The 16,291-nt window shown below is 71.1% G+C and carries 13 protein-coding genes; 9 read left to right on the plus strand and 4 right to left on the minus strand.

All coding sequences use genetic code 11. From position 1 onward, the window contains the following. Positions 1 to 482: 482 nt before the first annotated feature. The 8 genes from IG74_RS0115350 to IG74_RS0115385 all read left to right on the plus strand — a co-directional run bounded on the left by IG74_RS0115350 (position 483) and on the right by IG74_RS0115385 (position 11,523). Positions 483 to 4,586, plus strand: coding sequence for a nitrate- and nitrite sensing domain-containing protein (locus IG74_RS0115350; RefSeq protein WP_030676093.1), 4,104 nt, complete (start codon positions 483 to 485; stop codon positions 4,584 to 4,586). Between the two features lie 9 nt (positions 4,587 to 4,595). After that, entirely contained in the window at positions 4,596 to 5,009 is a 414-nt protein-coding gene (locus IG74_RS0115355) for a roadblock/LC7 domain-containing protein (protein WP_030676095.1), read from the plus strand. Between the two features lie 156 nt (positions 5,010 to 5,165). Continuing rightward, entirely contained in the window at positions 5,166 to 5,570 is a 405-nt protein-coding gene (locus tag IG74_RS0115360) for a DUF742 domain-containing protein (RefSeq protein ID WP_030676098.1), read from the plus strand. Then, a complete protein-coding gene (locus IG74_RS0115365; protein WP_030676100.1) occupies positions 5,551 to 6,153 on the plus strand; it encodes a GTP-binding protein in 603 nt (200 codons plus the stop codon). Before IG74_RS0115360 ends, IG74_RS0115365 begins: the two co-directional genes overlap by 20 nt. 341 nt (positions 6,154 to 6,494) lie before the next feature. Beyond that, positions 6,495 to 9,773: a nitrate- and nitrite sensing domain-containing protein gene (locus tag IG74_RS0115370; protein ID WP_030676103.1), complete on the plus strand. Its 3,279-nt coding sequence runs from the start codon at positions 6,495 to 6,497 to the stop codon at positions 9,771 to 9,773. A 10-nt stretch (positions 9,774 to 9,783) separates the two neighbouring features. Further along, a complete protein-coding gene (locus tag IG74_RS0115375) occupies positions 9,784 to 10,197 on the plus strand; it encodes a roadblock/LC7 domain-containing protein (RefSeq protein WP_030676106.1) in 414 nt (137 codons plus the stop codon). Positions 10,198 to 10,259: 62 nt separating this feature from the next. Then, positions 10,260 to 10,958: a DUF742 domain-containing protein gene (locus IG74_RS0115380; protein ID WP_051854917.1), complete on the plus strand. Its 699-nt coding sequence runs from the start codon at positions 10,260 to 10,262 to the stop codon at positions 10,956 to 10,958. Continuing rightward, positions 10,939 to 11,523, plus strand: coding sequence for a GTP-binding protein (locus IG74_RS0115385; protein WP_030361923.1), 585 nt, complete (start codon positions 10,939 to 10,941; stop codon positions 11,521 to 11,523). The genes IG74_RS0115380 and IG74_RS0115385 overlap by 20 nt, the downstream gene beginning before the upstream one ends. Positions 11,524 to 11,604: 81 nt before the next feature. Here the strand turns inward: IG74_RS0115385 and IG74_RS0115390 are convergent, their stop codons facing one another. The 4 genes from IG74_RS0115390 to IG74_RS0115405 form a co-directional block, all read right to left on the minus strand. Then, the gene (locus IG74_RS0115390) at positions 11,605 to 11,802 is read right to left on the minus strand and encodes an acyl-CoA carboxylase subunit epsilon (RefSeq protein WP_030676108.1); all 198 of its coding nucleotides are present in this window, start codon (positions 11,800 to 11,802) and stop codon (positions 11,605 to 11,607) included. A gap of 44 nt (positions 11,803 to 11,846) precedes the next feature. Continuing rightward, a complete protein-coding gene (locus IG74_RS0115395; RefSeq protein ID WP_030676109.1) occupies positions 11,847 to 13,439 on the minus strand; it encodes an acyl-CoA carboxylase subunit beta in 1,593 nt (530 codons plus the stop codon). Between the two features lie 332 nt (positions 13,440 to 13,771). Beyond that, entirely contained in the window at positions 13,772 to 14,611 is an 840-nt protein-coding gene (locus IG74_RS0115400) for a DUF4097 family beta strand repeat-containing protein (RefSeq protein ID WP_030676111.1), read from the minus strand. Positions 14,612 to 14,748: 137 nt separating this feature from the next. Further along, positions 14,749 to 15,276: a toxin-antitoxin system HicB family antitoxin gene (locus IG74_RS0115405; RefSeq protein ID WP_030676113.1), complete on the minus strand. Its 528-nt coding sequence runs from the start codon at positions 15,274 to 15,276 to the stop codon at positions 14,749 to 14,751. Positions 15,277 to 15,628: 352 nt separating this feature from the next. On the opposite strand from IG74_RS0115405, the gene IG74_RS0115410 reads away from it, so the two are divergent. Continuing rightward, positions 15,629 to 16,237, plus strand: coding sequence for a YceI family protein (locus IG74_RS0115410; protein ID WP_030676115.1), 609 nt, complete (start codon positions 15,629 to 15,631; stop codon positions 16,235 to 16,237). Positions 16,238 to 16,291 lie beyond the last annotated feature (54 nt).

The following is a 16,291-nucleotide window of genomic DNA, read 5'->3' on the forward strand; positions in this document are numbered from 1 at the left end:
CAATTCCCGCGCAATGTCGAGAAGAGGCCATGATCTTCATGTGAGTTTGCTCACGAGGGCATGGATAAATAGGTCAATTCCGGCTGGCGACTGGACCTTTGAAAACGGACATTGCCCACCTGAAGCTCTCATTCCGCTCCTGATCATGAAGACTGGGACACCGGCTCCGGCCTTGCATCTCGTACAGGAAAGTCCGATTTGGGAGAGTTCACTTTCTACGTCTCGTGACGCGACCCTCACGTCCTGTCACGGGGGACCGAGCCTGGACCACGGGCCTTGTTGGAGATCCTGCACTGTGCTGGAATTCCCGGGACCGCCGCGGGATCGAACCGGCGCACAGGGGCGCAACGCAGCGCCGAGGGCGGCGGGAAGGGGGAGCAGCGCCGGTCTCACGACCACCATGGGGTGCCTGACGCCCCAAGACGCCGACACCGTCCTGCCGTCCACGCGGTGGGACGCCTGGTCCAGAGGTTGCGACGCTAGTGCAGGGACGTTTCAAGAGGGATGGCAGCGCTGCGGCGGAGCCGGAGCGCGGCGGAAGTGACCGCGGCTCCTCGGCCCAGCACGCCCAGAACCCCGCATCGGTACAGTCCGGTGACGGCGGCCCCGGAGCCGCTCGCCCGGGCGCGCCGGGCGGCAGTCTGCCCGCGGACGAGACGAAGGCGAAGGGCGCCAAGACACCCCCCGGTCCCGGCCCTCGAATAGCCCTGCGCAACTGGCGCATCTCGACCCGACTGGTCTCGCTCCTCGCGCTCCCCGTCATCACGGCGACCTCTCTCGGCGCCCTGCGCATCAACTCGTCGATGGACGAGATCCAGCAGCTCGACAACATGAAGCTGCTGACCGATCTGACGGAGGACGCCACCCGTCTGGCCGTCGCGCTCCAGGAGGAGCGCGACCAGTCGGCGGGCCCGCTCTCGCACGGCGCGAGCGACACCGACTTCACCGTCAAGAGCGTGCGCGAGAAGACGGACCGCGCGTACAAGAACTTCCTGTCGGGCACCCAGGACGTCGACGACAACGACGGCGACAAGGGCTTCCTCGGCATCCGGCAGAACACGGTCCAGATCACCCGCCAGCTGCAGAAGATCAAGGACGTCCGCCGGGACGCCTATCAGAAGGACGTCCCGTCCTCGCAGACGGTCGACGGCTACAGCCAGCTGATCCAGCAGCTCCTCGCGCTCTCCGAGGACATGGCGCAGGCGACCAGCAACCCGGACATGATCCAGCGCACCCGCGCCCTGGCGGCCTTCTCCTCCGCCAAGGAGTTCGCGTCCGTCCAGCGAGCCGTCATCGCGGCCGCGCTCCCGGCGAACAACCGCGAGTTCGGCAAGCTCTCCGACCTCGACCGCCGCTACGCCCTCACCGCGTTCGAGAAGGAGACGGACGAGCTCCAGTCCTTCAACCGGATCTACGTCGGCAACGGCGCGAAGCTGCTCGCCCCCATCAGCCGCGGCAACCAGACGATCCAGGGCGCCGACGCCTACGCCCAGCGCGTCCTCGAACAGCCCAACGGCATCAAGCTCCGCGGCAAGCGCTCCTACAAGGACTGGGTGGACGACGACTCCACCAAGATCCAGGAGATGGGCAAGATCGAGCTGACGCTGCTCGACGAGATGGAGCAGAAGGCCCGCTCGCTGCGGAACGAGTCCGAGCAGCAGGCGATCCTGAACGGTGCGCTCATCCTGCTGGTGCTCGGCGTCTCGCTCGTCGGCGCCTTCGTCGTGGCCCGGTCCATGATCCGCTCGCTTCGCCGGCTCCAGGACACCGCCACCAAGGTCGCCCAGGACCGCCTGCCCGAGCTGGTCAAGCAGCTCTCCGAGTCCGACCCGCAGGACGTCGACACGTCCGTGGAGTCCGTCGGTGTGCACTCCCGGGACGAGATCGGCCAGGTGGCCGCGGCCTTCGACGACGTGCACCGCGAGGCGGTCCGCCTCGCCGCCGAGCAGGCCCTCCTCCGGGGCAACGTCAACGCGATGTTCACCAACCTCTCGCGCCGTTCCCAGGGCCTCATCCAGCGTCAGCTCTCGCTCATCTCCGAACTGGAGTCCCGCGAGGCCGACCCGGACCAGCTGTCCTCGCTCTTCAAGCTCGACCACCTCGCGACCCGCATGCGCCGTAACGGTGAGAACCTCCTCGTTCTCGCCGGTGAGGAGCCCGGCCGCCGCTGGACGCGGCCCGTGCCGCTCGTCGACGTGCTCCGTGCCGCCGCCTCCGAGGTGGAGCAGTACGAGCGCATCGAGCTGTCCTCGGTGCCCGCCACCGACGTCGCCGGGCGCGTCGTCAACGACCTCGTGCACCTCCTCGCCGAGCTGCTCGAGAACGCGACCTCGTTCTCCTCGCCGCAGACCAAGGTCAAGGTGACCGGTCACGCGCTGCCCGACGGCCGCGTGCTCATCGAGATCCACGACACCGGCATCGGCCTCTCCCCCGAGGACCTCGCCGCGATCAACGAGCGGCTCGCGTCGCCGCCCACCGTGGACGTCTCCGTCTCCCGCCGCATGGGTCTGTTCGTGGTCGGCCGCCTCTCGCAGCGCCACGGCATCCGCATCCAGCTGCGGCCCTCCGACTCCGGCGGTACGACGGCGCTCGTCATGCTGCCCGTCGACGTCGCCCAGGGCGGCAAGAAGGGCCCGGGCCAGCCCGGCGCCCCGGCGCCGACCGGCGGTCCCGCCGCCGCGGGCACCACCACCCCGCGGCGCGGTGGCGGTGTGGCGGCCGGTCTGAGCGGCGCGGCCCGCGCACGGCAGAACAACCAGGTCGGCCCCGCCGCCGGTGCGCAGCGCGGCCAGGTCGCGGGCTCCGGTCCGCGCGCGGCGCTGCCCTCCCGCGGCAACGGCAACGGCCAGGGTCCGGCAGCCGGTTCCCCGGTGGCGCCGGCCGGGCTCGCCGGTCCGGGCGGTGCCGGTGCTCCGGGCGGCGGCGCGCAGGGCGGCCGCGGTGGCGCCGGTGCCTTCGGCCAGGGCCAGCAGGGCGGCGGCCGCACCGGGGCGAGCAGCATGCCGCAGCCTCCGGTGCCGCAGCAGCGTACGAACGACGCGGGTCAGGCCGTCGGGTCCGGCGCGGGCTCCGGTGCGGGTGAGCAGGGCAGGCCGCAGCTGCCGCCGCGCGGCGGACCGCGGGCCGAGCTGCCCGGTGGCAGCCCGCAGCAGCCCCGCGTGCCCAGCTGGAGCGACGAGAACGCGCAGCCGCAGGTCTCGCGCGAGCCCTTCGACGCTCCCCGCGGCCACGAGGAGCCCGAGTCCACCGGTCAGTTCGCGCAGGTCACCGACGACCTCCAGGGTCCCGGCTCGACCTCGCAGTTCGAGCGCCCCGACTTCGACGGGCCGCCGCCCGGCACGCAGGGCGACGCCCAGAGCGGTGCCACCGGCGAGTTCGTGCGCTCCGACGTCTTCGGCGGCCCCTCCCCCGCGGCCCCGCAGGCGCCCCAGCCGGGCCAGTCGGGTCAGCCGGGCCAGTCGCCGCACGCCACGGGTGAGTTCTCGGTGCCGCGCCCGCCCGCGCCGCGCCGCGGCCAGGCCCCGCGCGCCGATCTGGACCAGGGCGGTCAGCAGCAGCCGCAGCGCCCCCAGGCCCAGCTGCCGCAGGCGCCCAAGCCGCAGCAGTCCGAGCCGGATGCCCTGCCGCCCGCGTCCGGTCCGCTGGACGGCCGTACGCCGCTGTACGACACGCTGGAGACCAACTGGTTCTCGCAGCAGGCGCAGCAGCAGGCCGAACAGCAGGAGCGCGCCCAGCAGGAGCGCGCCGAGCAGGAGCGCCAGGCCCAGGCCCGTGCCGAGCGGGAGCGCCAGCAGGCCGAGCGGAACCGCCAGGCCGAGCAGGCCGACCCGACCGGCGGTGCCGGACAGGGTCACCGCCCGGAGCTGCCGCAGCGCGGCACCCGCGCGCCCGAGCCGACGCGTGGCCAGGAGCCGCAGGGGCAGCGCCCGCAGGCCGGTGCGCCGCAGCCTCAGCAGCCCCAGCAGCCCCAGCAGCCCCAGCAGCCCCAGCAGCAGGCTCCGCAGCGCGGCCCCCGGCTCCCCCGGCGGGAACCGCAGCTTCCGCAGCGCGAGCCGCAGCGCCCGCTCGGCAACCCCCGCCCCCAGGGCACGCGCCCGCCGCAGCAGTCCCCCGGGACCCCGCAGCAGCAGCGTCCGGGGGGCACCCAGACCCCCAACCAGCACGGTCAGCACCCCCAGCACGGCCAGCACGGGCAGCCCCACAGCCAGCACGGCCAGCACGGTCAGCCGGGCCAGGGCGTCCCGCAGCACCAGCAAAACCACCAGAACCCGCAGAACCCGAACAGCACCACCGGCAACACCGCTTGGCGCGCCACGCCGAACGACGAGCTGGGCCGCCAGGCCGAGCGCGTCCGGCAGCCCTCCGCGGGCGGCGTCACCACCTCCGGCCTTCCGCGCCGCGTGCCACGGGCGAACCTCGTGGCGGGCACCGCACAGCAGGCGCAGGACAGCTCGGGTCCGCAGGTCTCGCGCGCGCCCGAAGAAGTGCGCGGCCGGCTGACCAATCTCCGTCGGGGCATCCAGCAGGGTCGTCAGGCCGGCACCGGCCAGACCGGCAGTTTCCCCACTCACCAGCAGGAGCGTTAGTTGAGTCCGATGAGCCAGGCGGCACAGAACCTGAACTGGTTGATCACCAACTTCGTGGAGAACACCCCCGGGGTGTCCCACACGGTCGTGGTCTCCGCCGACGGCCTGCTTCTCGCGATGTCCGAGGGCTTTCCGCGCGACCGCGCCGACCAGCTCGCGGCCGTCGCCTCCGGCCTGACCTCCCTCACCGCCGGGGCCTCCCGGATCTTCGAGGGCGGTGCGGTCACCCAGACCGTCGTGGAGATGGAGCGCGGCTTCCTGTTCCTCATGTCCATCTCCGACGGCTCGTCCCTGGCCGTGCTCGCGCACCCGGAGTGCGACATCGGCCTCGTCGGGTACGAGATGGCGCTGCTCGTCGACCGTGCGGGCACCGTCCTCACCCCGGACCTGCGCGCCGAGCTCCAGGGCAGCCTGCTGCACTAGCCGACGCGCGGGCCAGGCCCGCCGCAGCCCCTGCCGCCCCACCGGCCGGGGACGTCCGACCGCACGCAACCACCCACCGTCCGGCCGCCACTCATGCCCCCACCAGGCTGACGTCAGACGGAACGCAGACGAACTGCTGTCCCGCCCGGAGGATCCATGAACCCGCCCACCGCCTCTCATGACCCGTACGGCGCCCAAGCCGGTTACGGCTATGAGGGTGACCAGCCGCTGGTGCGCCCGTACGCGATGACCGGTGGCCGGACCAGGCCCCGCTACCAGCTCGCGATCGAGGCGCTGGTCAGCACCACGGCGGACCCGGCCCAGCTGATGGGGCTGCTCCCCGAGCACCAGCGGATCTGCCACCTGTGCCGCGAGGTCAAGTCGGTGGCCGAGGTGTCCGCGCTGCTCTCGATGCCGCTCGGCGTCGCCCGCATCCTGGTGGCCGACCTGGCCGAGGCCGGGCTCGTCGCGATCCACCAGCCCGGCGGCGACGAGAACACCGGTGGCCAGCCTGACGTGACTCTGCTCGAAAGGGTGCTCAGTGGACTTCGCAAGCTCTAGCGCGGGCGGCTTCGCGGACTCCGCCGCCGCCGGCCGGTCCACCACCTCCGCCAAGATCGTGGTGGCGGGCGGCTTCGGCGTGGGCAAGACCACGTTCGTCGGCGCGGTCTCGGAGATCAATCCGCTGCGCACCGAAGCGGTGATGACGTCCGCGTCAGCGGGTATTGACGACCTCACGCATACCGGTGACAAGACCACCACCACGGTGGCGATGGATTTCGGCCGCATCACGCTCGACCAGGATCTGATCCTCTATCTGTTCGGGACGCCCGGTCAGGACCGCTTCTGGTTCATGTGGGACGACCTGGTGCGCGGCGCGATCGGCGCCATCGTGCTGGTCGACACCCGGCGCCTGGCCGACTGTTTCCCGGCCGTGGACTACTTCGAGAACTCCGGGCTGCCCTTCGTCATCGCCCTCAACGGCTTCGACGGTCAGCAGCCCTACACCCCCGACGAGGTCCGCGAAGCGCTGCAGCTCGGCCCGGACGCCCCCATCATCACGACAGATGCCCGACAGCGTGCGGAAGCAAAGAGTGGCCTGATCACGCTGGTCGAGCACGCGCTCATGGCACGACTCAAGTAGGCGGGACCATACGGAAGTTGCCGTACATCGCACGGAACGATCTGTGTCCTTTGACACGGATGGCTGCCGTGTTCATAACGTTTCGACAGAGAATTCCGCTGACCCCGCCACACATCGCGGTCGGCCGGTATCACTGTGCTCACAAGAGCCCCGCCTTTTGGCGGGGCTCGCTCTTTATGACCGATTTATCTGAGGCTTACACCACTCCGAACGCTTCGCTCCTACTGTTTGGAGGAGCACCACCTGACGTGCTGGAATGCGCTGAACTGCCCAGTAGCACGGGCCTTTGGAGACGACAGCGGCACCAGCGCGGGAGCCGCCGCCGAGAGGTTGTTGGTCGAGTGAGGCGAAGCAAGACGAGCCCCGCACCCCCGGAACGGGACACGCGGGGCAACTTCACCCCGCCCCCGCGAGCGGCGACGCCGTCGCCGTCCGCGGACGTACCCGGCGGCGAGCCACAGGCCGCCTCCGGCGGGCGCCTTTCGCCCCGGAACTGGCGCGTGCCGACCCGCCTCAACGCGATCCTCCTCATACCCGTGCTCGTCGGTCTCGTCATGGGCGGCTTCCAGGTCAAGGGCGCCATCGACACCTGGGACGAAGCCCGCGACGCCGAGGCCACGGCCCGTCTGGTGCGCGCTTCGCTGGACTACGGCAACCGCCTCATCGAGGAGCGCGACATCTCCGCCGCGCCCCTGCTGAACGGCAAGAAGAACGACCCGGGCGTGGCCAAGGCCCGCAAGGCCACCGACCGGGCCGCCGCCGTCTTCGCCGACGCGGTCGAGGACATGCCGCAGAAGGAGGGTCTGGAGCGCCGGCTCGCGACCTTCAAGAAGGTCGAGCCCAAGCTGGCCGGCCTGCGCCAGGCCGCGTACACCAGCAAGCTGCCCGGTGTGGACACCGAGTCGGGCTACGTCGCCATCCAGCACCCGCTGATGGAGTTCGCCAACGAACTCGGCCTCGGCACCGGCAACATCACCTCCTACGGCCGCACCGTCTACGCGGTGTCCCTGGCCAAGGCGGCGCTCTCGCTGCAGCGCTCCATCGGCACCCACCTCCTGGTGAAGCCGGGCCCGACGCAGAGCGACTTCACCAAGCAGAAGGTCTCCTTCTCCTCGTACGCCTACCTCGAGCGCATCGCCATCGAGGAGTACACCGGCGGCGGCACGCCCTCGGACGTCAGGAAGCTGGAGGACGCCCAGAAGCGGCTGGCCGCCGACGCCGCGAAGCAGGCCGAGCAGGACGCCGCCGCGGCGCGCGCCGCGGGCAAGAAGTTCGTCCCGCCGCCCCGGGGCGAGAAGATGCTCGAACTCATCCTGGGCATGCCGAACACCCAGCCGAGCTCCCGGGTCGCGCTCGCGGCCAAGGGCATCGACAGCAAGGTGCTGTGGAAGGCCACCACCGCCAAGTTCGACGTGTACCGCACCATCGAGGCGGACCTCGCCGACAAGGCCGTGAACGAGGCCTCCGGCATCGCCGACGACGCCAAGACCGACGCCTTCATCACCGGTGCGATCGTCGTGGTCGCCCTGCTCGCCGCCTTCATCCTGGCCGGCCTCATGGCCCGGCAGATGAGCCGCTCGATGCGCAGCCTGCGCACCGCCGCCTTCGGCATCGCCGAGCAGCGCCTGCCGATGCTCGTCGACCAGCTCTCGCGCACCGACCCGGGCCGGGTCGACACCCGCGTGCAGCCCATCCCGATCACGTCCACCGACGAGATCGGCGAGGTCGCCCGCGCCTTCGACCAGGTGCACCGCGAGGCCGTCCGGCTCGCCGCCGAGCAGGCCCTGCTCCGCGGCAACATCAACGCGATCTTCACCAACCTCTCGCGCCGCAACCAGTCGCTGATCGAGGGCCAGCTGACCCTCATCACCGACCTGGAGAACAACGAGGCCGACCCGGACCAGCTGGAGAGCCTCTTCCGCCTGGACCACCTGGCGACCCGCATGCGCCGCAACGGCGAGAACCTCCTGGTCCTCTCCGGCGAGGAGCCGGGCCGCCGCTGGGACCAGCCGGTGCCGCTCGTGGACGTGCTGCGCGCCGCCTCGTCCGAGGTGGAGCAGTACGAGCGCATCGAGCTCTCGGGCGTCCCGGAGGCCGAGATCCACGGCCTGGCCGTGACCGACCTCGTGCACCTGCTCGCCGAGCTCCTGGAGAACGCCACGACGTTCTCCTCGCCGCAGACCAAGGTCCGGGTCACCGCGACGCGTCTCCCCGACGGCCGCGTGATGATCGAGATCCACGACAAGGGCATCGGCCTGACCGCCGAGGACTTCGCGGACATCAACCACCGGCTTGCCAACCCGCCGACCGTGGACGCCGCGATCTCGCAGCGCATGGGCCTGTTCGTGGTCGGCCGCCTCTCCGACCGGCACGGCATCCGCGTCCAGCTGCGCCCCTCGGGCGAGCAGGCGGGCACCACCTCGCTTGTGATGCTCCCGGAGATCATCACGCACGGTGGCGGCGGTGAACTCCACCCGCAGGACAACGAGTTCACGGTCTCCTCGATCATCCCCGAGCAGCAGGCGCAGGCGGCCGAGCCGCTGCGCACGGCGGCCGAGCTGGGCTTCGACGACACCGCCTACCACGGCGAGAACCCCGAGGCGCAGGGCGGCCAACTCGACCCCGTGGGCCGCTCCTTGGTCCGCGAGGAGCGCCGCGCGGCCCTGGAGGCGCAGGCCCAGTCCGGCCGTCCGCTGTTCCGCGACGAGGCGCAGGGGGGCCAGGAGACGTACGAGCAGCCCCAGGCGTACCAGGAGCAGGGCGCGTACGAGACTCCGGCGACCGGTTACGAGGAGCAGTACGCCCCCCAGCAGCCGTACGACGGCACGCAGGCGCCCGGGTACGACCAGGGCCAGGGCGGCTACGACACCGGCTACGACGGGCAACCGACGTACGACCCGGCGCAGTCGGGCCAGCCGGCGTACGACGAGTCGTACTACACGACGCAGGACGGCTACCCGGACGGCGCGTATGCGGAGTCCGGACAGGGTGACCACGAGGCCGCCGCGGGCGTCGCCCAGGACGGCTTCGTCGCCTACCCGGAGCGTTCCCACCAGGACGACTGGCCGCTGCGTGACGGTTACCAGGAGCCCTACCAGGGCGAGTACGCTCCCGAAGCGGAAGCCGCCCCGGCGACTGACGCGGGCGAGCGGGAGCGCGTAGGCTTCGACCGTCCGGGACCTGCCCAGACGACCCCCCCGGCCGGTCACGAGCTGACCGACGCGGGCCTGCCGCGCCGGGGCAGCGCCGCGGCGAACGGCACCGGGAGCGCCCCCGCCGCGCAGAGCGAAGAGGGCCGCGACGGCGAGAGCCCGAACGGCGAGCCGAACAGCTGGCGCTCGTCCAACGATGAGCGCTGGCACCGCGCCGAGCAGCTGCGGGAGCCCAAGGCGGGCGGGGTCACCTCGTCCGGTCTTCCGCGGCGGGTGCCCAAGGCCAACCTGGTCGAGGGCACGGCGGAGCAGACCCCGCAGGGCGGCCCCCAGGTCTCCCGCGACCCCGAGGAGGTCCGGGGCAGGCTGAGCAACCTGCGCCGCGGCGTCCAGCGGGGCCGCAGCGAGGGCAGTGACACGAATGGCCAGGGCTTCAGCCCTGATAGCACCTACAACCAGGAGCGTTAGTGTGAGCCCGATGAGCCAGGCGGCGCAGAACCTGAACTGGTTGATCACCAACTTCGTGGAGAACACCCCCGGGGTGTCCCACACCGTGGTGGTCTCCGCCGACGGACTCCTTCTGGCGATGTCCGAAGGTTTCCCGCGCGACCGAGCCGATCAGCTCGCCGCGGTCGCGTCGGGTCTCACCTCCCTCACGGCCGGGGCCTCCCGGATCTTCGAGGGTGGCTCGGTGACCCAGACCGTTGTGGAGATGGAGCGAGGATTTCTCTTCATCATGTCCATCTCCGACGGTTCCTCCCTTGCCGTACTCGCCCACCCAGAGGCGGACATCGGTCTCATTGGGTACGAGATGGCACTTCTCGTCGACCGCGCCGGGACCGTCCTCACTCCGGACCTGCGCGCGGAGCTTCAGGGGAGCCTGCTCAACTAACAGACAGACGGTGCGTATTCGCGTCCCGGGGCCGTAAGGTTTCGGGACGCGGCTCCACAGCGATGGCGCCGGGCACAGTTTCGGAGGAGGAGTACGTGGCTGCAACACCCCCAGACGGTTCGTCTTCGGCCAACTGGCCTTCGGGCCGTGGCCAGGGCCAGGGTGACGGTTCGCAGAACCGGTACAACTTCCCCTCCGCGCCCAGCCACCGCCGCAAGGCGTCGTACCGACAGCCCGGTCCGCAGGCGCCCGCGCCCGGCCCGTACGACCAGCCCGCTCCGGGCGCGTACGAGCAGCCGGCGCCGGGTCCTTACGACCACCGGCCCGCTCCGGGCGCGTACGACCAGCAGCGGCCGTACGCGCCCCGCATCCAGCCCGCGCAGTCGCAGCGCCGCTCCCCGGAGCCGGCGCCCGTCGCCGCCAATCCGCTGGTGCGTCCGTACGCCATGACCGGCGGCCGCACCAGGCCGCGGTACCAGCTCGCCATCGAGGCGCTGGTGCACACCACCGCACAACCGCATCAGTTGCAGGGCCAGTTGCCCGAGCATCAGCGCATCTGCAACCTGTGCCGTGAGATCAAGTCGGTCGCCGAGATCTCGGCACTGCTCTCCATTCCCCTTGGCGTAGCCCGGATCCTCGTCGCCGACCTGGCGGAGGCCGGTCTGGTCGCCATCCATCAGCCCGGCGGGGACGAGTCCGCCGGCGGTCAGCCAGACGTGACACTGCTCGAAAGGGTGCTCAGTGGACTTCGCAAGCTCTAGCGGCGGAGCAACAGCCCGCTCCACCACCAGCGCGAAAATCGTGGTGGCGGGCGGCTTCGGCGTGGGCAAGACCACGTTCGTCGGCGCGGTCTCGGAGATCAACCCGCTGCGCACCGAAGCCGTGATGACCTCCGCTTCGGCGGGCATCGACGACCTGACGCACACCGGTGACAAGACGACCACGACGGTCGCCATGGACTTCGGCCGCATCACGCTCGACCAGGACCTGATCCTGTACCTGTTCGGGACGCCCGGTCAGGACCGGTTCTGGTTCATGTGGGACGACCTGGTGCGCGGCGCCATCGGAGCGGTCGTCCTGGTCGACACGAGGCGGCTCGCCGACTGCTTCCCCGCCGTCGACTACTTCGAGAACTCGGGCCTGCCGTTCGTCATCGCCCTGAACGGCTTCGACGGGCACCAGCCGTACACCCCGGACGAGGTCCGCGAGGCCCTGCAGATCGGCCCGGACACGCCCATCATCACGACGGACGCCCGGCACCGCGCCGACGCCAAGTCCGCGCTGATCACCCTGGTCGAGCACGCCCTGATGGCCCGCCTGCGGTAGGCCACCCCCAGACGCCCGTGGGCCCCGTACTCGAGCGAGTACGGGGCCCACGGGCTTTGGTGCGGAAGCGAGCGGCGGGGCTCAGCCCTGCCAGCTGTGCGGGGCGCGGAAGCCGGGCGTGCGCTCCAGACGGCGCCACCCGGCCTTGTCGCGGCCGTGGTGCGCGGCGGGAACCGCGGCGGGCTGCGCCGCGGCCCGGGCCAGCAGGATCGCCGTCAGGGCGGCGACCTCTTCGGGCTCGGCGTGGCCCTTCTCGACGCGGATGTCGGGAGTAGTCATGTGCGGCGTTCTCCTTGTGGGAAAGCGAAGGGGGCGGCGCGTCGCTACTGCGGCGGGTTGCCGTGCTTGCGCGACGGCAGGTCGGCGTGCTTGTTGCGCAGCATCGAAAGCGAGTTGATCAGCACGGACCGGGTCTCGGCCGGGTCGATCACGTCGTCGACGAGCCCGCGCTCGGCGGCGTAGTACGGGTGCATCAGCTCGGCCTTGTACTCCTTGACCATGCGGGCGCGCATGGCCTCGGGGTCCTCGGCGGCGGCGATCTGGCGGCGGAAGATGACGTTGGCCGCGCCCTCGGCGCCCATGACCGCGATCTCGTTGGTCGGCCAGGCGTAGGTGAGGTCGGCGCCGATGGACTGGCTGTCCATCACGATGTACGCGCCGCCGTACGCCTTGCGCAGGATGAGGGAGATGCGGGGCACGGTCGCGTTGCAGTACGCGTACAGGAGCTTCGCGCCGTGGCGGATGATGCCGCCGTGCTCCTGGTCGACGCCGGGCAGGAAGCCGGGCACGTCGAGCAGGGTGACGATCGGGATGTTGAAGGCGTCGCACATCTGGACGAAGCGCGCGGCCTTTTCGGAGGCCTCGATGTCGAGGACGCCCGCGAGGGTCTGCGGCTGGTTGGCGACGATGCCGACGACCTGGCCGTCGAGGCGGGCCAGGGCGCAGATGATGTTGCGCGCCCAGCGCTCGTGGACCTCCAGGTAGTCGCCGTCGTCGACGAGCTCCTCGATGACCTTCGCCATGTCGTACGGCCGGTTCCCGTCGGCCGGGACGAGGTCGAGCAGGACGTCGGAGCGGCGGTCCGCCGGGTCGTCGCAGGCGGTGACGGGCGGGTTCTCGCGGTTGTTCTGCGGGAGCATCGCGATGAGGTAGCGCACCTCGGCGAGGCAGGTCTCCTCGTCGTCGTACGCGAAGTGGCACACGCCCGAGGTCTCGGCGTGCACGTCGGCGCCGCCCAGGCCGTTCTGGGAGATCTCCTCGCCGGTCACCGCGCGGACCACGTCGGGCCCGGTGATGAACATCTGCGAGGTGTCGCGGACCATGAAGACGAAGTCGGTGAGGGCGGGGCTGTAGGCCGCGCCGCCCGCGCACGGGCCGAGCATCACGCTGATCTGCGGGATGACGCCGGAGGCCTTGGTGTTGCGCTGGAAGATGCCGCCGTAGCCCGCGAGGGCGGAGACGCCCTCCTGGATGCGGGCGCCCGCGCCGTCGTTCAGGGAGACCAGGGGCGCGCCCGCCGCGATGGCCATGTCCATGATCTTGTGGATCTTCGTGGCGTGCGCCTCGCCGAGGGCGCCTCCGAAGATCCGGAAGTCGTGGGCGTACACGAAGACCGTCCGGCCCTCGACCGTGCCCCAGCCGGTGATGACACCGTCCGTGTAAGGCTTCTTCGCCTCCAGGCCGAAGCCGGTCGCCCGGTGCCGGCGCAGCTGCTCGACCTCCTGGAACGAACCCTCGTCGAGGAGAAGCGCGATCCGCTCGCGTGCCGTCAGCTTGCCCTTGGCGTGCTGCGCCTCGGTCGCCTTCTCGCTCGGCCCCGCCAGGGCCTGCGCGCGGATCCCGGCCAATTCGGCCACTCGGCCCCGCGCGTCGGTGGGCTCACCCGCTGAAGATCCAGCTTCGTCCAAAACGGTCATGCTCTCGACCTTACGAAGTACCCGCGCGAAAACGGACCGTCGACTCTGAACAGCTTCGGGACCGTTTTCCTGGCACCCCCGGACAGAAGTTCTGTGCGGTGCAGCCGAAGTCACTGCTCAGGGGCCCATCCGGCTGTAGGGATTCCACAAGACAGCCAATGAGACTCGGGTCACATTCACCCACCGGAACGAGCTGTTCCGAGCGGGCGCCGCACGGCTGGCGCAGGGCGGCGCGAGCGCCCGGCGCGGAGCGGAATTGGCAAGGGCCGACAATGCCCCACGGCCTTTCCAGCCACCCGGCGGCGGAGCCGGGCGGTCCCCCGCCGCCGACCTCAGGCGCGGTGGATCACGATGTCGCCCAGGCCCGTGCGCGCGCGCACCTTGACGGTCTCGCCGGAGTCCCCCGGACCTGCGGACGAGCCGAGCGACTGGCGCACGGAGCCGTACTTGGTCTGGACGTCGAGCCAGGCGGCGGTGCCCTCGCTGATGCCAATGTCGACCCGGCCGGTGCCGGTCTCCAGGACGGCGGTGCCGCGCGTCACCTCGCCGATCTCGATGGCGCCCGTCGCGGTCTTCACGGTGACGTCGCCGTGCGCGCGGGAGACGATGACGGACCCGTTGGCGGAGCGGACCCGCAGTTCGCCGGTGACCTCGCCGATCTCGGTGGACCCGTTGGAGTTCTTGATGACGGCCGCGCCGCCGATCGTGCCGAGCCGCACCTCGCCGGAGGCCGTGGTGACGTCGGCCTGGCCCTCCGTCCGGTCGACGTACACCCGGCCGTGGCCGGTGTCGAGGCGCACCGAGGTCGCCCGGACCACCCGGATCTCGCCCATGGACGTCTTGACCTCGCACTCGCCGAGGCCGCCCTCGATGGTGCAGTCGGCCATGGAGGTGGTGACGTGCACGTGCGAGCCCTCGGGCAGCGCGACCTCCACGTCGACCGACGAGCCCCTGCCGAAGAGGGAGCGCTCCTTGGGGCCCTTCACCAGGAGGCGGCCCGCCGTGTACTCCACCCGGGTGCGCTCGGCGGCCCGGACGTCGGCGGCGCGCGCCTCGCTGGTCGGGAGCACGTCGACGACGGTCTCGGCGCGGTCGCCCGCGGTGATCCGCACCGTCCCGCTCTCGATGATCACTGAGGCGCTGATGGGCTTGGCGGTGTCGAAGGTTGGCATGGCTGTCCTCGTCGTTCGTAGTCCCGGTCCTGGTCCTGGTGGAGTCCGCTGCCGCACGGGAGCGCCCCGAAGGGGCGCCCGGCCACGAGGGGCCCGCAGGTGCTCGACGGCCCGTCGTGGCGATTCCGGCGAAGCGCTCAGCGGGCCCAGCCCGTGAAGCTGTTGCCCACGCCTTCGCCGCGCCCGGCGGGCTGCGGGCTCTCGCTGGGCCTGAGGGCCTCGGCGACGGTGCGGACCAGCCAGGCGTTGACCGACAGGCTCTCGGCGGCGGCTGCCTCCTCGGCCTGGGACTTGAGGTGCATGGGCAGCCGGAGGTTGATGCGGGCGGTGCCGCCCTCCTCGGCCTCGGGAACGGGCGCGGGGGCGGGCGCGACGCGTGCCACGGGTGCCTCCATGACCGGCGCCTCGAAGGCGTCGGCGAGGGGCGGCGGCGTGACCACGAAGTCCGGGTCGCCGCCACGCAGGCGCACGTCGACCGAGCCGGGGGCGAGGTCTCGGGTAACCTCGTCCATGGCCGCGGACAGCACGTTCAACAACGTGAGCCGGGTGGCCGACTCGAGCGGGGCGATCAGACGCTCGGCCACCGCGCGAGCCTCCTCACCACCGGCCTCGGCGGCGACCGCGAGCTCCTGACGGAGTTGGTCGACATACGGCGTGAGATTCATGGCACCACTATGGCACCACAATGGCGCCATGGCAAGTTCTTAACGCACCGCCCCGCCACCAATTCCCCCGCCTTCAGCAGGTAGAGCCCTACGCGCCGCCGCCGCTGGCACCCCCTGCACCGTCCCGGCGAAGACCCCACCCCACCCCCGGGTACCGCACCACCCCCCACCACATGGCGCCACGCATGGCACCACCACGCTTCATCCCACCCACACGGCGTAATCGAGCCGACACGCCGCGATCAAGGTTGAAAGTTGAACCGCTCAGCGCTACAGTTGATTTTGTTGAAAGTTGAACCGCTCATGGTCGCGTCTCCCCCCGTAGCGCGGCCCGCCCCCCAAGGAGCACGTCATGGGATTCTTCGGCCGCAAGAACGACACCGCCGCCACCGCCACGCCCGCCGCCGTCAGCCCCGAGCTCGCCGCCCTGACCGGTGACTACACGCTGGACCCCACGCACACCAGCATCGGCTTCGTCGCCCGGCACGCCATGGTCACGAACGTCAAGGGCTCGTTCCTCGACTTCAGCGGCTCGCTGCACCTCGACGGCGCCGACCCGGCCGCGTCGACGGCCTCCATCGACGTGACGATGGACAGCATCGACACGGGCAACGCGGACCGCGACGGTCACCTCAAGACCGCGGACTTCTTCAAGACGGAGGAGTTCCCGAAGATGACCTTCCGCTCCACCAAGGCCGAGGCGCTCGGCGGCGACGACTACCGCGTCACCGGTGACCTGACCATCCTCGGCACCACCAGGCCGCTCACCATCGACCTGGAGTTCAACGGCGCGGCCACGGACCCCTTCGGCAACGAGCGCGTCGGCTTCGAGGGCAAGGCGGAGCTGCTGCGCTCGGAGTGGGGCCTGACGTGGAACGCGGCGCTCGAGACGGGTGGGGTGCTCGTCTCCGACAAGATCAAGCTGACGTTCGACATCTCGGCGATCAAGAACGCCGCGTAACCGCCCACGGGCCCTCCGGAGCCGGGGCTGCACCCTGCTTTCCCCCCACCCACC

Origin of the sequence: Streptomyces sp. NRRL B-1347, from assembly GCF_000720325.1 — a bacterium.
Lineage (GTDB): Bacteria > Actinomycetota > Actinomycetes > Streptomycetales > Streptomycetaceae > Streptomyces.